Here is a 15,783-nt window from a genome sequence, read left to right on the forward strand (position 1 = left end):
CTCAGGCGCAGGCCAATCCGAACTCCGCCGTCGCGGTCCGGCCGGCCACCACATCGACCTTCTCGGCGGTGTCGGTGGCCAACCGGCATCCCATCGGCACCGACGTCACCTGCACCTGATAGCAGTCGGCGGCGACATCCTGGTGGGCCTTGCCGTCGCGGCCGGTGGTCAGGGTCGCCAGCACCGAACCGGCCTGACAGGTGGTGATGCCCGCGGCGAGGCCGGCGGCGGCGTACTTCTCGGGACCGTGGGTGGCCACCACCTCGATCGTGCCGTTGGTGCCGTGGTCGGCAGCCGCGGGCGCGGACGCGGGCGCCGATGTACCCGCCGGTGCGCGGTCGGCCTCGGCGGAGCAGGCGAGCGCGGGCAGTACAGCGGCACACAGCGTCATCGCGAACAGTATGCGGCGCACCTGGTCTCCTCTCACCGGATGAATGTCGCTCTCACTGTAGGCGACCGACCCGTCCGGACCGTCGCACATGCGCGGCGATCCGGCATCCGATTCGGTCCCGGTGAGCGGGACCGGGTTCGGCGAATCGCGAGTGTCGCGCGGTAGACGGAATTACCGTCGTCGCAGCCGAACGCAGTTCCCCGAAAGGATCCGGCATGAAATTGATGTACGCCCTCTGGGGGCCGGATCTCGCGGATATCCTCCACGCGCCGGATTTCCACCGGCGGCTGGCCGCCGCGGGGGCGACCGAACTGCAGGTCAACATCGGCGATGCCGACGTCGCCGCCGCACAACTGCGGGTGAGCAGCTACGACGAACCGGTCGCCGCGATCGTCGCCGTCTGGAGCGAAGGGCAGAACGGGCCGATCACCGATGTGCTCAGCGGCGTCGCCGAGCGGATCAACGGCTGGATCGTGGAAGAACGCGAACCGCTCACCACCGCGCGGCCCCCGGACGGAACCCGCTACGACGCACTGGCCAATATCGCGCTGCTGCGAATTCCGAAGGAACTGAGCCGCGCCGAATGGCTGCACAACTGGCAGGATCGCCATACGACAGTGGCGATCGAAACCCAGGCCACCTTCGGTTATGTGCAGAACACGGTGGTCGCCGCGGTGACTCCGGGGCCGCGGGTGGACGCGCTGGTCGAGGAACTGTTCCCGATGGATGCGATGACCGACCAGCACGCGTTCTGGGGCAGCGGTGGTGACGACGCGGAGTTGCAGCGCCGCGCCGGTCGCATGATGGCCAGCGTCGCGACCTTCGGCGCCGATCGCGACCTCGACGTCATCCCTACCAGCAGGTACCGCTACGACCTGACCGCCTCGTAGCGGATCAGAGCAGCCCCGCCTCGCGCATCAGCGCCTCGACCCTCACCGGGTCGAGGTCGCTCGGATTCACGCGCGGCGGGTCCAGTGAATCCAGCGGCGGCAGCGCCGGGTCGGCGGGTACGCCGGGGGCCACCGGATACTCCATGGCCGCCCCGCCGCTGAGCAGACCCTGACCGGCCGCGGCCGTCACGAATCGCACGAAACGCTGCGCGTCGGCGGCGTGCCGGCTCGATTTCAGCACGCCCGCACCGGACAGCGAGAGGTATCCGCCCGGATCGCCGCCGCGGAAATAATGCGGCACCGAGGGACCGGTGATCCGCTCGGGCGCGAGCTGCGCGCGGTACCAGTCGGTGGCGAAGACCAGCGCGCCGCCGACCCCGCCCGCGCCGACGGATTTCAGTGCGGCGAAACCGTTCGGCGCGACGGACGCGTTGTCCTTCACCCCGTGCAGCCACGCGCGCGTGGCGTTCTCGCCGTCGAGTTCCAGCAGCGCCGCGACGATCGCCTGGAAATCCGCGCCGTGCGGATCCGTGGTCCAGCGGCCGTGCCACTGTGGCTGTTGCAGGTCCAGCAACCCGGCGGGCAGCTCGGCGGGCGGAATCTCGGCCGGATGGACAACGAAAGCGGTTGCGCGCGCGGCGATTCCGGTCCAGTGACCCGAATTCGGGCGGAACCGTTCCGGCACCTGCGCGAGGGTGGCGGGATCGAGGTCGGCGAACAGCCCGGCGCGTTCGATCCGGGCCATGGCCGGTGAATTCTCGGTGACAACCACATCGGCGGGCGATCGATCCCCCTCGGCCAGCACCTGGTCGGCGACTTCGGCATCGGCGCCGTCGCGCAGCGTCACCCGGATTCCGGTCTGCTCGGTGAAAAGGTCGGCCCACTGCCGGGTCAGGCGTTGATCGTGTGCGTTGTAGACCACGATCTCCGGCGCGTCCGACGACGCCGAACAGGCGGTGACCAGCGCCGAGGCGGCCAGCGCCACCACGCCGAGCACGAGTTTCCATCGGGTGCGTTCGTGCTGCTGCGCCGTTGCCATGGACCGTCCTTCCGATCGGAAATTGCGCCGAGGCGACCGGCTAGCCAACCTACCGCGTGGGTTAGCGACACGAAACGCGGTATGGCGCCGATCTGGGTAGGGTCGGCTTCGGATCGGAACCGACCACCTCCGAGGGAGCGACGATGACCTGCTGCGGGCCGAATCGCCGCCGGCTGCTCGCGGCTCTGGCCGCGGCGGCCGCCGCACCGCTCGTACTCCCGGGTTCGGCTCGGGCCCAGGCTGATTCACTGCGCGCGACCGATCTCGAGGTGGTCACGATCACCGACACGTCTGCGATCATCACCTGGACGACCCTCGGCGTCGATGCGTCGGGAACCCCGGTACCGGTCGATGCGGGCACCGAAATCCGGTTGGCTCCCGCGGATTCCACCGGTCCCGCCCGGACGGTTGCCGTGGCGGGCGCCGATCGGACGCCGTATCACTACGCGCAGATCGACGGTCTGGAACCGGGGCGGCGGTATCGATTCGAGGCATGGTCGGACGGCGTGCGGGCGGTACCGGCGCCGGAGCTGGTCACCCATCTGCCGGACGCACCCGAATGCACCGGCGAATTCACCACTCTGGTCGCTCCCCCGGGCCGGCTGCTGCGCACCCTCGCTCTCTGCAACGACGTGCACATCGGTGAGGAGACCAGCGGCATCATCGCCGCCGGCCTGCCACCGGGTGTGCGGCAGGAACCGGGACTGCCGCCCTACCCCGAGGTGATGCTGGGGGCGTTGCTCGACGATCTACGCCTACCGGATCGCGGCGCCGACCATCTGATCCTGGCCGGTGATCTGACCGCGGAAGCTACTCCCGAGCAGACCCGGACCGTACGAAACCGGCTGGACGCCTGGGGAATCGAGGGACGGGACTGGTTCGCCGCGCGCGGCAATCACGACCGGCCGCATACCGGCGCCGACTACGCCGCCTGCCCGACGGTGACCGCCGATCACCACGACTGCTGGGGCGAATCCTTCCTTCCCCCGGAACAATTCAGCGAGCACCGGCTCGGCGGGTTGCGGCTGATCGGGCTCGACACCACCGAACTCGACGGATCCGGGGGCAGTATCGGTCCCGGGCAATTCGATCGCCTGCGGGAATCACTGAACCGCGACCCTGATCGGCCGACGGTCGTCTTCGGACATCATCCGGTCACCGCGGAATCGGGCCTGACCAATCTCGCCGGGCCGAATTTCGTGCTGAATCGATCGGACGCGCTCACCCTGCAACAGCTGTATCAAGCGACGCCCGGGGTGTTCTTCCACCATGCGGGCCATACCCACCGCAATCGCCGCACCCGGCCCGACATCCCGCTCCGGGTGGAATTTCTGGAAGTGGGCGCGGTGAAGGAGTATCCGGGTGGCTACACCCTGCTGCGCCTCTACGAAGGCGGCTACATGGTCAATTTCTACAAAACCCGCACCGCGGACGCGCGGCGGTGGAGCACCCGCAGCCGGGCCGAATATCTCGGGTTGATGCCCGAATACACACTGGGCAGCACGGCCGATCGCAACCATGTTGTCCTCGGTGATCTTTCGGGACTGTCCTGAATTACCGATTCGGCGACTCCGGACCGCAGCGTGGGAGCGGACGGGCAAATACACTCGGCGGTATGGCCGCACCTCGCCCGCTTCCGCTGGACCCCATCGAAGAGGCCCACCGCCAGTGGACCTCGCACGGCTGGGGCGATGTCGCCGACGGGATGGCGGCGGTGACCTCCCTGGTGCGTGCCCAGCAGATCGTGATGGCCCGGGTCGACGAGGCACTGCGCCCGTCGGGACTGACGTTCTCCCGCTACGAACTGCTGACGCTGCTCAGCTTCAGCAAGACCGGGGCCCTGCCGATGGCGACGGCCAGCGCCCGGCTGCAGGTTCACCCGACGAGTGTGACCAATACCGTCGATCGGCTCGAAGCCGCCCAACTGGTCAAACGAGTACCACACCCCAGCGACCGCCGGGCAACCCTGATCGAGATCACGGCCGCCGGGCGCGATCTGGCGGCGGCGGCCACCCGGGAGTTGAACGAGAAGGTCTTCGCCCGGCCGGGGCTGCCCCCGGAGCGTCTCCACCTGCTGCTGCAGTTGCTGGCGGAATTCCGGCGCGAGGCGGGGGACTTCGACAGCGGCGACACACCGACTCGCTGGGCCTGACCACCGGGTTGCCGGCATTCCGGCAGCGACATCCCGGGGCGCTGCCTTCCCATCGGCGGCCGAAAGGTTCACCATGGACGCCATGGTGCTGGTCCTGGGCGTGTCGGCGGGCGCTGGTGGCGCGCGCGCCATGCTCACCCACTCCGATCAGCCCCATCTGCCGCCGATCGATCGCTGCGTGGTCGCTCGTCGCGCGGGAGCCGGGGTCGAGGAGCCGGTCTTCCAGGCCATCGACGCGATGCGGGCCTCCGCGGCCGACCGCGACGAATTCGTCACCGGCATCGCCGTCACCTCACGCTGCGCCCTGCATGCCGAGGCCATCCGGGCCGCGGCCGGACGCAGCCGGCTCACCATCATCGACGAACCGCCGGCCCAGCTGCGCTATCTGCGGTTCAGCGGACAGCTGCCCGACGAGGGTGCGGTGCTGCTCTACGACCTCGGCAGCTCCGGGCTCACCCTCACCGAGGCCGATTGCCGCACCCAGGCCATTCTGGCCGGTAAGCGCAGCACCCTCCTGGGCGGCGACGGCCACGACGCCCTGCTGCGCTGGCATCTCGCGCACGGTGGTGTCGAGATCGACAATGCCACCGGGCGCGAATACAAGGAACAGCTCAGCGGCACCCGGGTGGTGACCGCCGGCGATCCCCGCTCGGGCATGCGAATCGTGGTGACCCGCAGCGACTTCCACGATCTGGTCGTGGCCGGAATCCACCATTCGGTGTCGTATGTGCGGCAGTTGATCGAGGAGACCGGGGTCCCGCCGCGGGCGGTGGCGCTGCTCGGCGGCTGCACACGCAGCCCGAGTATCCGCGAGTCGCTCGAGCAGCTGCTGGATCTGCCGGTGATCTACGATCCGGAGCCCGATTTCGTCTCCGCTCGCGGCGCGGTACTGATGGCCACGGAACAACCGTCGGCGCGCCGGGTACGCGGTATCCGATTCACCCCGCCGCAGTGCGGATCGGCGGCCTCGACGCCGCGGCCGGCGGTATCGCGACGCAAGGTGGTCGCGGCGCTGGCGGTGACCGCGGCGCTCGGCGCGACGGTCACCGGCTTGCTGGTCACCGGGCACGATGCGGCACGGCCCGCGCACGACGGCACACCGGCACGTCCCGTGGAGGTCGCGGGCAGCAGTGCCGAACCCCCACCCGGGAAGTGACGGCGGATCATCCGTCCAGTTTGACGGTCGCCTTCTCCGCGTCCGTCGCCGCGGCGCACGGGTCCGGGGTGGCGAGGCGGGAGCGGTTCTGCACCCAGTAGGTGACAGTCCCGGAATCGGCGGCCGAGACCCCGCAACTGCCGGGATCCCGGGGATCGTGCCAGATGAGCCCACCGAAACTGCCGATCACCAGATGCTCGGTGCGGTAGCCGAGCGCCGCGGCGACCTGGCCGTCGCGCAACAGCGAGTCCCGCGCGAACCAGGCGTAGGTGATATCGACGACGCCGCCGTCCGGGTAGTTGCCCTCCCAGGCACAGACGGTCGGTCCGCCCTCGCGGTGAACGGCGGTGGCGTGCACCAGATTCGCGATCTCGGCATCGGTTTCCGGGCCGCACCCCTGCAGGAGTTCGTCCTCGGCCTGCGCCGGCCGCTGCGCGGGCGTCGGCCCCGAGGAACATCCGGCCGCGGCGGCGATCAACGCCACCGCGACGAGGAGCCGGCGCGCTCGGCGCATCGTCGTCACCCCGCCTTCGCCAGGGTCGCCGCGGCCAGCTGCCGCACGGCCGAACAGGCTTGTGCCGCAGCGGGTTGCGGCTCGTCGGCACGCCAGTCGACGAAATCCGCGGCACCGGAATCGACGGCGGCCTCACACCACTGCGGTGTGGAGAAGATCCGGCCGGTGTGGTCGCCGATCCGCAGCGGCGCCGCCTGGGCCGCGGGGTCGGTGGCGGTATGCGCGGCGATCGGACTGGCACGGAACCATTCGAAGGTCACCGCGGTGCCGGCGGCCGCCTCCCACCGGCAGCGCAGCGGATTGGCCGACACCTGCTGGAACCCGGAAATGCCTGTTGCGGCAACGACATCCGCATCGGTGGCGGACCCGCACTCGGCGACCGCCAGTGCCTGCGCGGAGACCGGCGCCGGGGCCGGACTCGTCGTGACCGGCGCGGGCCCGGACGCGCCACATCCCGCCACCACCACAGCGGTGGCCACCGTGACCGCGGCGACTACCCATCTCACGCCGATGAGCGTACGGGAATTCCCGGGCACGCGACCGCTCGTGCCGAGACTGCTCAGCGGTGTTCGAAGTTCGCCGCGCGCTTCTCCACGAAGGCGGTCATGCCCTCGGTCTGATCCTCGGTGGCGAATAGCGAGTGGAACACCCGGCGCTCGAAACGCAAGCCCTCGCCGAGCGTGGTCTCGTACGAGCGGTTCACGGCCTCCTTGGCGATCATCACCGACGGCAGCGACATGCCGGCGATGGTCTCGGCGACCTCGCACGCGGTGGACAGCAGTTCCGCCGCCGGGACGACGCGGGCCACGAGTCCGGCCCGTTCGGCCTCCTCGGCATCCATATTGCGGCCGGTGAGAATCAGATCCATGGCCTTGGCCTTGCCGACCGCGCGGGTCAGGCGCTGGGAGCCGCCCATGCCGGGAATCACACCCAGCTTGATTTCCGGCTGCCCGAACTTCGCGGTGTCGGCGGCGATCAGGATGTCGCACATCATCGCCAGCTCGCAGCCGCCGCCGAGGGCGTATCCGGCCACCGCCGCGATGATCGGCTTGCGGAACGCGCCGACCCGGTCCCAGCCCTGGAAGAAATCGGCGAGGAACATGTCCATATAGGACTTGGACTGCATCTCCTTGATATCGGCGCCGGCGGCGAACGCCTTCTCCGAACCGGTCAGCACCACCGCGCCGATGCCGGCATCGGCCTCCACCTCGTCGAGTGCGGCGGTGATATCGGTGAGCACCTGCGTATTCAACGCGTTGAGTGCCTTCGGCCGATTCAGGGTGATCACCGCGACGCGTCCGGTGCGCTCCAGCAGAATGGTTTCGAAGTCGGTCACTGTTTCCCTTTCTCGGCTACTCGCCGGAATCCTGGCCCGGCTTCGCGCCGGAACGGCGGCGAATATCGGTGACGATAGCGGAGAAGTCCAGGTCCCCCGCCGACCGGTTGAACTGCTCGTAGATCTCGGCCGCCAGCAGACCGAACCGTCCCTCGACATCGTTGTCGCGCAGGGCGTTCGCGGCCAGGCCCAGGTCCTTGTTCATCAACGCGGTGGCGAATCCGGGCCGGTACTCGTTGTTGGCCGGGCTGGTCGGGACCGGGCCCGGCACCGGGCAATAGGTGGTCAGCGACCAGCACTGGCCCGAGGCGGTGGAGACCACGTCGTAGAACTTGTCGTGGGTGAGGCCCAGCTTCTCGCCCAGCACGATCGCCTCGGACAGCCCGATCATCGAGATGCCCAGCATCATGTTGTTGCAGATCTTGGCGGCCTGGCCCACCCCCGCGCCGCCGCAGTGCACGACCTTGCCGCCCATCACGTCCAGCACCGGCTGCGCCGCGGCGAAATCGTCGGCCTCGCCGCCGACCATGAAGGTCAAGGTGCCGGCGGTGGCACCGCCGACGCCACCCGACACCGGCGCGTCCAGGGCCCGATGTCCCGCTGCCACAGCGACTTCCGCGGCGCGCTTGGCGTCGGCGACGTCGATGGTGGAACAGTCGATGAACAGGGTCCCGGGCTTGGCGGACGGCAGTACGTTGTCGTAGACGTCGAGCACGATGCGGCCGTTGGGCAGCATGGTGATCACGATCTCGGCCTCGGTCACGGCCGCCGCGGCGGTGTCGAAGACCTCCGCTCCGTCGGCGCGGGCCTGTTCCTGCGCGGCCGGCACCGGGTCGTAGGCCAGTACCCGATATCCGGCACGCACCAGATTCGCCGCCATCGGGCCGCCCATATGCCCGAGGCCCAGGAAGGCCACCTTCGTCACGTTCGTCACTCCTGTGCTCCGCTCAGTCCGAGTTCCCGGTCGCCCAGACCGGCGAAATAGCTGTCCACCAGCGCCTCCGACACCTCTGCGAGGGTGGCGGGCGACCACTGCGGGTTGCGGTCCTTGTCGACCACCTGGGCACGGATGCCCTCGACCAGATCGTGCGTGGTCAGCGCGGCCACCGAGACCCGGTACTCCTCGTCCAGCGCCTGTTCCAGGTTCGCCGCCGCGCGGGCGTTGCGCAGGGAACGCAACGTCACCTTCAGTGCCACCGGCGATTTCGACAACACGTCGCCGGCCGCTTTGGCTGCCTCGGGGGCGTCGTGGCGCTGCAGCCGCGCGACGATCTCCTCGACCGTGTCGGCGCTGTAGCAGGCGTCGATCCACGACCGCTGCGCGGCAAGGTCCGACACCGGCGCGGGCTGCGCGACGGCCGCGATCGCGGCGTCGGCATCGGTGCGGCGCAGTTCGGCCAGCAGATCCGGAATGCGTTCGGCGGGAACGAAATAGTCGGCGAACCCGGCCGCGATCGCATCTCCGGCGCCCATGCGCGCCGTCGTCAGGGCGACGTGAGTACCCAGTTCACCCGGTGTGCGCGCCAGCAGATACGTACCGCCCACATCGGGGATGAAACCGATACCGGTCTCGGGCATGCCGACCATCGACCGCTCGGTCACGATGCGGCGATTGCCGTGGGCGGACAGTCCCACGCCGCCACCCATCACGATGCCGTCCATCACGGCGACATACGGTTTCGGATAGTTGCCGATCAGCGCGTTGAGGATGTACTCGTCGCGCCAGAACCGGCCGCTCGGCGAATCGGCGCTGTCGTGGCGCGAAATGCCGTGCGCCACCGCGTTCTTCGCGTCTGTGTGGATGGCGACGATATCGCCGCCCGCGCACAGCCCGCGTTCCCCCGCGCCGGTCAGCACCACCGTGCGGACCTCGTCGTCGACGGCCCACTCGCGCAGGGTCGACAGAATCGCCTGCGCCATCGGATGATTGAGCGCGTTGATGGCCTTGGGCCGGTTGAGCGTGATCAGGCCGACGCCGTCGCGCTTGTCGAACAGTACTTCTGCTTCGGTCATATTCTTCCTTACGCTGTATCCGCTCGGCATGAGCGGGCGCCCTCCGTGGTTACGCAGGCTGCCGCCTCCGGGCGCTGACCGCTCATGCCGCGCCGACCACCGAGCGGGCCACCACGACCCGCATGATCTCGTTGGTTCCCTCGAGAATCTGGTGCACGCGCAGGTCGCGCACGATCTTCTCGATTCCGTACTCGGCCAGATAGCCGTAGCCACCGTGCAATTGCAGGGCCTTGTTGGCCACCTCGAATCCGGCATCGGTGGCGAAGCGCTTGGCCATCGCGCACAACTCCACCTTGTCGGCGGCATCGGCGTCGAGGGCGGCCGCCGCCCGCCACAGCAGGGTCCGCGCCGCCTCCAGCGAGGTGCGCATATCGGCGAGGTCGAACTGCAGTGCCGCGTTGTCGAGCAGCCGGGCCCCGAATGCCTTGCGCTGGGCCATATATGCCACGGTCCGGTCCAGCGCGGTCTGGCCGCCGCCGAGGGAGCAGGCCGCGATGTTGAGCCGGCCGCCGTTGAGGCCGTTCATCGCGATCCGGAATCCGTTGCCCTCACCGCCGAGCAGATTCGCGGCCGGCACCCGGGCCTCGTCGAGGATGACCTGCCGGGTCGGCTGAGCGTTCCAGCCCATCTTCTTCTCATTGGCGCCGAAGGAGAGTCCGGGCGTATCCGCGGGCACGATGAACGCCGAGATGCCGCGGGCGCCTGCGTCGTCGGTCCGCGCCATCAGGACATACACATCGGTGCTGCCCGCACCGGAGATGAACTGCTTGACCCCGGTGAGCAGATAGTCGTCGCCGTCGCGAACGGCCCTGGTGCTCAGCGCGGCCGCGTCCGAGCCGACGCCCGGTTCGGTGAGCGCGTAGCTGGCCAGCAGATCCATCGAGGTCAGCCCCGGTAGCCAGCGGTTGCGCTGGGCCTCGGTGCCGTAGCTGTCGATCATCCACGCGGCCATGTTGTGGATGGAGATGTAGGCCGCGATCGCCGGGCAGCCGGTGGCGAGCTGTTCGAAGATCCGCACCGCGTCCACGCGGCGCAATCCGGAACCGCCGACGTCCTCACCGACGTAGATGCCGCCCATGCCGAGCGAGCCGGCCTTGCGCAGCACATCGATCGGGAAGTGCTTGTGCTCGTCCCATTCCAGCGCGTTCGGGGCGAGCAGTTCGTCGGCGAAACTGCGCGCGGTGTCCACGATCGCCTGTTCGTCCTCGTCGAGTACGAACATCGCCTCAGTCCATCGTCGGGATGACGAAGTGATCGGCACCGGCCCCCGCGGCCGGTTCGGTCCGCAGACCCTGCGGCCAGCGCTGGGTGACCGTCTTGGTCTTGGTGTAGAAGCGGATCGAGTCGGGACCGTGCTGGTTCAGGTCGCCGAAGCCGGACGCCTTCCAGCCGCCGAAGGTGTGATACGCGATCGGCACCGGAATCGGGACGTTGACGCCGACCATGCCGACCTGCACGCGCGCGGCGAAGTCGCGGGCGGTGTCGCCGTCGCGGGTGAAGATCGCGACGCCGTTGCCGAATTCGTGCTCGCTCGGCAGGCGCAGCGCCTCCTCGTAGTCGGCGGCGCGCACGATCGCGACCACCGGGCCGAAGATCTCCTCCTTGTAGATCCGCATCTCGGGGGTGACGCGGTCGAACAGCGTCGCGCCGACGAAGAATCCGTCCTCGGCGCCCGCGACCTTCAGTCCCCGGCCGTCGACCACGAGCTCGGCGCCCTCGTCGACACCGATCTGCACGTAGTTGTTCACGCGGTCCACACCGTCGCGGCCGACCAGCGGGCCGAAGTCCGCGCCCGGATCGTCGGAGCGGCCGACGTTCAGCTTGCCGATGCGCTCGACGAGCTTGGCGCGCAAGCGATCCGCGGTCTCCTCGCCGACCGGCACCGCCACCGAGATGGCCATGCAACGTTCGCCCGCCGAGCCGTAACCGGCGCCGATCAGCTGGTCGGCGACGTCGTCGAGGTCGGCGTCCGGCATGACGATCGCGTGGTTCTTGGCGCCGCCGAAGCACTGGGCGCGCTTACCGTTCGCGGTGGCGGTCTCGTAGATGTACTGCGCGATCGGAGTGGAGCCGACGAAGCCGACGGCCTTGATCCGCTCGTCGTTCAGCAGCGTGTCGACGGCCTGTTTGTCGCCGTTGACGACGTTGAACACACCGGCCGGCAGCCCGGCCTCGAGGAACAATTCGGCCAGCCGCAGCGGCACCGAGGGGTCGCGCTCGGACGGCTTGAGCAGGAAGGCGTTACCGCAGGCCAGCGCCGGTCCGGCCTTCCACAGCGGAATCATGGCCGGGAAGTTGAAGGGGGTGATGCCGGCGACCACACCGAGCGGCTGCCGCATCGAATAGACGTCGATCCCGGTGCCCGCGCTCTCGGTGTACTCCCCCTTGAGCAGATGCGGGATGCCGATCGCGAATTCGATCACCTCGAGGCCGCGCTGGATATCGCCCTTGGCGTCCGGGATGGTCTTGCCGTGTTCGCTCGACAGCAGCGCGGCCAGCGAATCCATCTCGTCCTGGACCAGGGCGACGAACTTCATCAGCACCCGGGCCCGCTTCTGCGGATTGAACGCGGCCCATGTGCGCTGCGCCTCGGCCGCATTCGCGATGGCCGCCTCGACCTCGGACACACTGGCCAGCGGCACCCGCGCCTGGACCTGCCCGGTGCTGGGGTCGTAGACGTCGCCGAAGTTACCGGAGGTCCCGGCCACCCGCTGCCCGCCGATGAAATGAGTGAGTTCGCGAACCATGCCAGTCCTGTTCTCGATGCGGTCGATGCCTGCCCACGCCGGAGCCGACGCAGTACGCGGCCATCCTATAGTTGGACATCCAAGTATTGGAAGCCATGTGATTTAAGCCACCGATGGCGTCGTGGTCCGCATCACAGTACAGTTGATTTGACGTCCTACTATCGGGACGCCAAGCGTAGGCGCCCGGCGGTCCCACGCCGGCCTCTGGTGGAGGATTACATGGCCGACCTGCACGTTCCGGTCCATCCCGTCCGTTTCGTCACCTCCGCGGCCCTTTTCGACGGCCACGATGCGGCGATCAACATCATGCGGCGCATCCTGCAGTCGCAGGGCGCCGAGGTGATCCATCTGGGCCACAATCGGGCGGTCCACGAGGTGGTCGACGCGGTGCTGACCGAGGACGTCCAGGGTGTGGCCGTCAGTTCGTATCAGGGTGGGCACGTCGAATACTTCGAATACCTGGCGACCGCGCTGCGCGAGGCCGGGGCGGGGCACGTCGAGATCTTCGGCGGGGGCGGCGGCGTGATCGTCGCCGAGGAGATCGAACGGCTGGCGGCGGCGGGGGTGCGCATCTTCTCCCCCGAAGACGGCCAGCGACTCGGGCTGCCCGGCATGATCAACGAACTCGTCCGGGCTTGCGATGTGGATCTGTCGACCGAACCGGCCGCCATCGAGGCGGTGCTGGCGGGTGAGCGATATGCGCTGGCGCGCACCATGACCTGCCTGCAGGCCGATGCGCTGCCCGCGGCGGATCTGGACGAACTGCGGGCCGCGGCCGCCGGCCGCACCGTGCCGGTACTCGGCATCACCGGCACCGGCGGATCCGGAAAGTCCTCGCTCACAGACGAACTCGTGCGGCGGTTGCGCACCGATCAGCAGGACAAACTGCGGGTGGCGATCCTCGCCGTCGACCCGACCCGGCGCCGCGGCGGCGGCGCACTGCTGGGTGACCGCATCCGGATGAACTCGCTCGACAGCGAACACGTCTACTTCCGCTCGCTGGCCACCCGTGGCGCACACGAATTGCCGACCAATATCGACGCGATGATCCTGGCCTGCAAGGCGGCCGGATTCGATCTGGTGATTCTCGAGACGCCCGGTATCGGTCAGGGCGATGCGGCGATCATCGACCACGTCGACATCTCGATGTATGTGATGACGCCGGAGTTCGGCGCGGCCTCCCAGCTCGAGAAGATCGACATGCTCGATTTCGCCGATGTGGTGGCGATCAACAAGTTCGAGCGCCGCGGCGCCGAGGATGCGCTGCGGGACGTCTCGCGCCAGCTGGTGCGCAACCGCGAGGCGTTCGGGGCGGCGCCGGAGGATATGCCGGTATTCGGCACCAGCGCAGCGACGTTCAACGACGACGGGGTGACCGCGCTCTATCAGCATCTGGCCGGGCTGCTCGGTGCGCGCGGCCTGCCGCTGGAGACCGGGGTGCTGCCGCGGGTCGACACCCGCGCCTCCACCCGATTCGCACAGATCATTCCGCCGGGGCGGGTGCGCTACCTGGCCGAGATCGCCGAGACCGTCCGCGATTACCACGCCGAGACCCGGCGGCAGGTGGTCGCGGCCCAGCGGGTGCAGCGCTTCGAACAGGTGCTGGCGGAACTGCCCGCGGGGGCTACCGACGATCCGGCCGGCACGGAAGACGCTACGGCGGAAGATCTCTCGGCCGCGAAACGGACGGTGTCCGGATTGCTCGGGCGGGCGAGCGCGGATCTCACCCCGGAATCCGCCGCGCTGCTGCGGGATTGGCCCGCGACCGTGGAGTCGTATCGCGGCGAGGAACAGGTGGTGCGGGTCCGCGATCGCGAGATTCGCACGCCGCTGCGACGGACCACGTTGTCGGACAACTCGATTCCGCGCGTGGCGCTGCCGCGCTTCACCGATCACGGCGAGCTGCTGCGCTTCCTGCGCTCGGAGAATCTGCCGGGGCGCTTCCCGTTCACCGGCGGCGTGTTCGCGTTCAAGCGCGACAACGAGGATCCGGCCCGCATGTTCGCCGGCGAGGGCGATCCCTTCCGCACGAACCGGCGGTTCAAGGTGCTCTCGGAACACGCCGAGGCCAAACGCCTCTCGACCGCCTTCGACTCGGTGACCCTCTACGGTCACGATCCGGCCCCGCGGCCCGACATCTACGGAAAGGTCGGCACCTCGGGGGTTTCCATCGCGACCGTCGACGATATGAAGGCCCTCTACGACGGTTTCGACCTGAGCGCGCCCAGCACCTCGGTCTCGATGACCATCAACGGTCCGGCGCCGACGATTCTCGCCTTCTTCCTCAACACCGCGATAGATCAAGCGCTGCAACGGTTTCGGGAGGACAACGGGCGCGAGCCGAGCAGCGACGAGGCCGCCGACCTGCGTGCCCGCACCCTCGCCACGGTGCGTGGCACCGTCCAGGCCGATATTCTCAAGGAGGATCAGGGGCAGAACACCTGCATCTTCTCCACCGAATTCAGCCTGCGCATGATGGCCGATATCCAGGAATGGTTCGTCCGCAACGGCGTGCGCAACTTCTACTCGGTATCGATTTCCGGCTATCACATCGCCGAGGCCGGCGCGAATCCGATCAGTCAGCTGGCGTTCACCCTGGCCAACGGATTCACCTATGTCGAGGCCTATCTGGCGCGTGGCATGGCCATCGACGATTTCGCACCGAATCTGTCGTTCTTCTTCTCCAACGGCATGGATCCGGAGTATTCGGTGATCGGGCGGGTGGCCCGGCGGATCTGGGCGATCACGATGCGCGACAAATACGGCGCCGACGACCGCTCGCAGAAGTTGAAGTACCACATTCAGACCTCCGGGCGTTCGCTGCACGCCCAGGAGATGAACTTCAACGATATCCGCACCACGCTGCAGGCCTTGATCGCCATCTACGACAACTGCAACAGCCTGCACACCAATGCCTACGACGAGGCGGTGACCACACCCACCGAGGAATCGGTGCGGCGCGCCCTGGCCATCCAGTTGATCATCAACAAGGAATGGGGCCTGGCGATGAACGAGAATCCGCTACAGGGCAGTTTCGTCATCGACGAACTGACCGATCTGGTGGAGGAGGCGGTGCTCGCCGAATTCGAGCGGATCAGCGAACGCGGCGGGGTGCTGGGCGCGATGGAGACCGGATATCAGCGCGGGCGCATCCAGGACGAATCGATGCGCTACGAACACCGCAAGCACGACGGCACGCTGCCCATCATCGGAGTGAACACGTTCCGCAATCCGAACGGGGAAACCCATCAAGTGCTGGAACTGGCCCGCGGCACCGAGGCCGAGAAACAATCGCAGCTGCGTCGCACCGAGGAATTCGTCACCGCGCATCGCGAGCCGGCGCAGGCCGCACTGGCCCGGCTCGAGGCCGCCGCACGCGGCGACGACAACGTCTTCGACGTGCTGATGGACGCCGCGCGGGTCTGCACTCTGCAGCAGATCACCGACTGTTTCTTCACCGTCGGCGGGCAATACCGCCGCAATGTGTGACAAGGGTTCGGATGTGACCCGCCGGTGTGTACGGGCGTGTGACAATGCCGGAGAGC

The 15,783-nt window shown here is 68.4% G+C and carries 14 protein-coding genes; 5 read left to right on the forward strand and 9 right to left on the reverse strand.

Translation table 11 applies throughout. The features are described from left to right. Position 1: 1 nt before the first annotated feature. On the reverse strand, positions 2 to 412 hold the full coding sequence (locus tag NN2_RS22555) for a hypothetical protein (protein ID WP_146098777.1): 411 nt from the start codon (positions 410 to 412) through the stop codon (positions 2 to 4). Between the two features lie 194 nt (positions 413 to 606). On the opposite strand from NN2_RS22555, the gene NN2_RS22560 reads away from it, so the two are divergent. Then, positions 607 to 1,281 carry a hypothetical protein gene (locus NN2_RS22560; RefSeq protein ID WP_063015853.1) on the forward strand — a complete coding sequence of 225 codons (675 nt, stop codon included), beginning with the start codon at positions 607 to 609 and terminating at the stop codon, positions 1,279 to 1,281. 4 nt (positions 1,282 to 1,285) lie between these two features. On the opposite strand, the gene NN2_RS22565 is transcribed toward NN2_RS22560, so the two are convergent. Further along, positions 1,286 to 2,320, reverse strand: a complete 1,035-nt coding sequence (locus NN2_RS22565) for an extracellular solute-binding protein (RefSeq protein ID WP_063015854.1) — start codon at positions 2,318 to 2,320, stop codon at positions 1,286 to 1,288. Between the two features lie 143 nt (positions 2,321 to 2,463). On the opposite strand from NN2_RS22565, the gene NN2_RS22570 reads away from it, so the two are divergent. The 3 genes from NN2_RS22570 to NN2_RS22580 all read left to right on the forward strand — a co-directional run bounded on the left by NN2_RS22570 (position 2,464) and on the right by NN2_RS22580 (position 5,628). Continuing rightward, on the forward strand, positions 2,464 to 3,873 hold the full coding sequence (locus tag NN2_RS22570; protein WP_063015855.1) for a metallophosphoesterase: 1,410 nt from the start codon (positions 2,464 to 2,466) through the stop codon (positions 3,871 to 3,873). Positions 3,874 to 3,935: 62 nt separating this feature from the next. Continuing rightward, positions 3,936 to 4,472, forward strand: a complete 537-nt coding sequence (locus NN2_RS22575; RefSeq protein WP_030518305.1) for a MarR family winged helix-turn-helix transcriptional regulator — start codon at positions 3,936 to 3,938, stop codon at positions 4,470 to 4,472. Between the two features lie 73 nt (positions 4,473 to 4,545). Next, a complete protein-coding gene (locus tag NN2_RS22580; protein ID WP_063015856.1) occupies positions 4,546 to 5,628 on the forward strand; it encodes an Hsp70 family protein in 1,083 nt (360 codons plus the stop codon). A gap of 7 nt (positions 5,629 to 5,635) precedes the next feature. Here the strand turns inward: NN2_RS22580 and NN2_RS22585 are convergent, their stop codons facing one another. The 7 genes from NN2_RS22585 to NN2_RS22615 form a co-directional block, all read right to left on the reverse strand. Beyond that, positions 5,636 to 6,142, reverse strand: coding sequence for a DUF3558 family protein (locus tag NN2_RS22585; protein WP_104407629.1), 507 nt, complete (start codon positions 6,140 to 6,142; stop codon positions 5,636 to 5,638). Between the two features lie 5 nt (positions 6,143 to 6,147). Continuing rightward, entirely contained in the window at positions 6,148 to 6,648 is a 501-nt protein-coding gene (locus NN2_RS22590) for a DUF3558 family protein (protein ID WP_169812434.1), read from the reverse strand. Positions 6,649 to 6,701: 53 nt separating this feature from the next. Further along, the gene (locus NN2_RS22595; protein WP_063015859.1) at positions 6,702 to 7,478 is read right to left on the reverse strand and encodes an enoyl-CoA hydratase; all 777 of its coding nucleotides are present in this window, start codon (positions 7,476 to 7,478) and stop codon (positions 6,702 to 6,704) included. A gap of 16 nt (positions 7,479 to 7,494) precedes the next feature. Beyond that, positions 7,495 to 8,403, reverse strand: a complete 909-nt coding sequence (gene mmsB / locus NN2_RS22600) for a 3-hydroxyisobutyrate dehydrogenase (RefSeq protein ID WP_423423535.1) — start codon at positions 8,401 to 8,403, stop codon at positions 7,495 to 7,497. A 5-nt stretch (positions 8,404 to 8,408) separates the two neighbouring features. Next, positions 8,409 to 9,491 carry an enoyl-CoA hydratase/isomerase family protein gene (locus tag NN2_RS22605; RefSeq protein WP_063015861.1) on the reverse strand — a complete coding sequence of 361 codons (1,083 nt, stop codon included), beginning with the start codon at positions 9,489 to 9,491 and terminating at the stop codon, positions 8,409 to 8,411. Between the two features lie 82 nt (positions 9,492 to 9,573). Further along, a complete protein-coding gene (locus NN2_RS22610) occupies positions 9,574 to 10,713 on the reverse strand; it encodes an acyl-CoA dehydrogenase family protein (RefSeq protein WP_063015862.1) in 1,140 nt (379 codons plus the stop codon). Between the two features lie 4 nt (positions 10,714 to 10,717). Then, positions 10,718 to 12,238, reverse strand: coding sequence for a CoA-acylating methylmalonate-semialdehyde dehydrogenase (locus NN2_RS22615; protein ID WP_063015863.1), 1,521 nt, complete (start codon positions 12,236 to 12,238; stop codon positions 10,718 to 10,720). A gap of 219 nt (positions 12,239 to 12,457) precedes the next feature. Between NN2_RS22615 and icmF the strand changes: the two genes are divergently transcribed. Beyond that, positions 12,458 to 15,727 (forward strand): fused isobutyryl-CoA mutase/GTPase IcmF, encoded by a 3,270-nt coding sequence (icmF, locus tag NN2_RS22620; protein ID WP_063015877.1) that lies wholly within the window; start codon positions 12,458 to 12,460, stop codon positions 15,725 to 15,727. Positions 15,728 to 15,783: the final 56 nt, after the last annotated feature.

It is taken from the genome of Nocardia nova NBRC 15556 (assembly GCF_001613005.1).
Taxonomy (GTDB): Bacteria; Actinomycetota; Actinomycetes; order Mycobacteriales; family Mycobacteriaceae; genus Nocardia; species Nocardia nova.

Excerpts from the sequence above, each read along its gene's own strand:
- NN2_RS22570 (WP_063015855.1), top strand. The coding sequence starts at position 2,464 with ATGACCTGCTGCGGGCCGAATCGCCGCCGGCTGCTCGCGGCTCTGGCC.
- NN2_RS22580 (WP_063015856.1), top strand. The coding sequence starts at position 4,546 with ATGGACGCCATGGTGCTGGTCCTGGGCGTGTCGGCGGGCGCTGGTGGC.
- NN2_RS22575 (WP_030518305.1), top strand. The coding sequence starts at position 3,936 with ATGGCCGCACCTCGCCCGCTTCCGCTGGACCCCATCGAAGAGGCCCAC.
- NN2_RS22610 (WP_063015862.1), bottom strand. The coding sequence starts at position 10,713 with ATGTTCGTACTCGACGAGGACGAACAGGCGATCGTGGACACCGCGCGC.
- NN2_RS22560 (WP_063015853.1), top strand. The coding sequence starts at position 607 with ATGAAATTGATGTACGCCCTCTGGGGGCCGGATCTCGCGGATATCCTC.
- icmF (WP_063015877.1), top strand. The coding sequence starts at position 12,458 with ATGGCCGACCTGCACGTTCCGGTCCATCCCGTCCGTTTCGTCACCTCC.
- NN2_RS22565 (WP_063015854.1), bottom strand. The coding sequence starts at position 2,320 with ATGGCAACGGCGCAGCAGCACGAACGCACCCGATGGAAACTCGTGCTC.
- NN2_RS22605 (WP_063015861.1), bottom strand. The coding sequence starts at position 9,491 with ATGACCGAAGCAGAAGTACTGTTCGACAAGCGCGACGGCGTCGGCCTG.
- NN2_RS22585 (WP_104407629.1), bottom strand. The coding sequence starts at position 6,142 with ATGCGCCGAGCGCGCCGGCTCCTCGTCGCGGTGGCGTTGATCGCCGCC.
- NN2_RS22615 (WP_063015863.1), bottom strand. The coding sequence starts at position 12,238 with ATGGTTCGCGAACTCACTCATTTCATCGGCGGGCAGCGGGTGGCCGGG.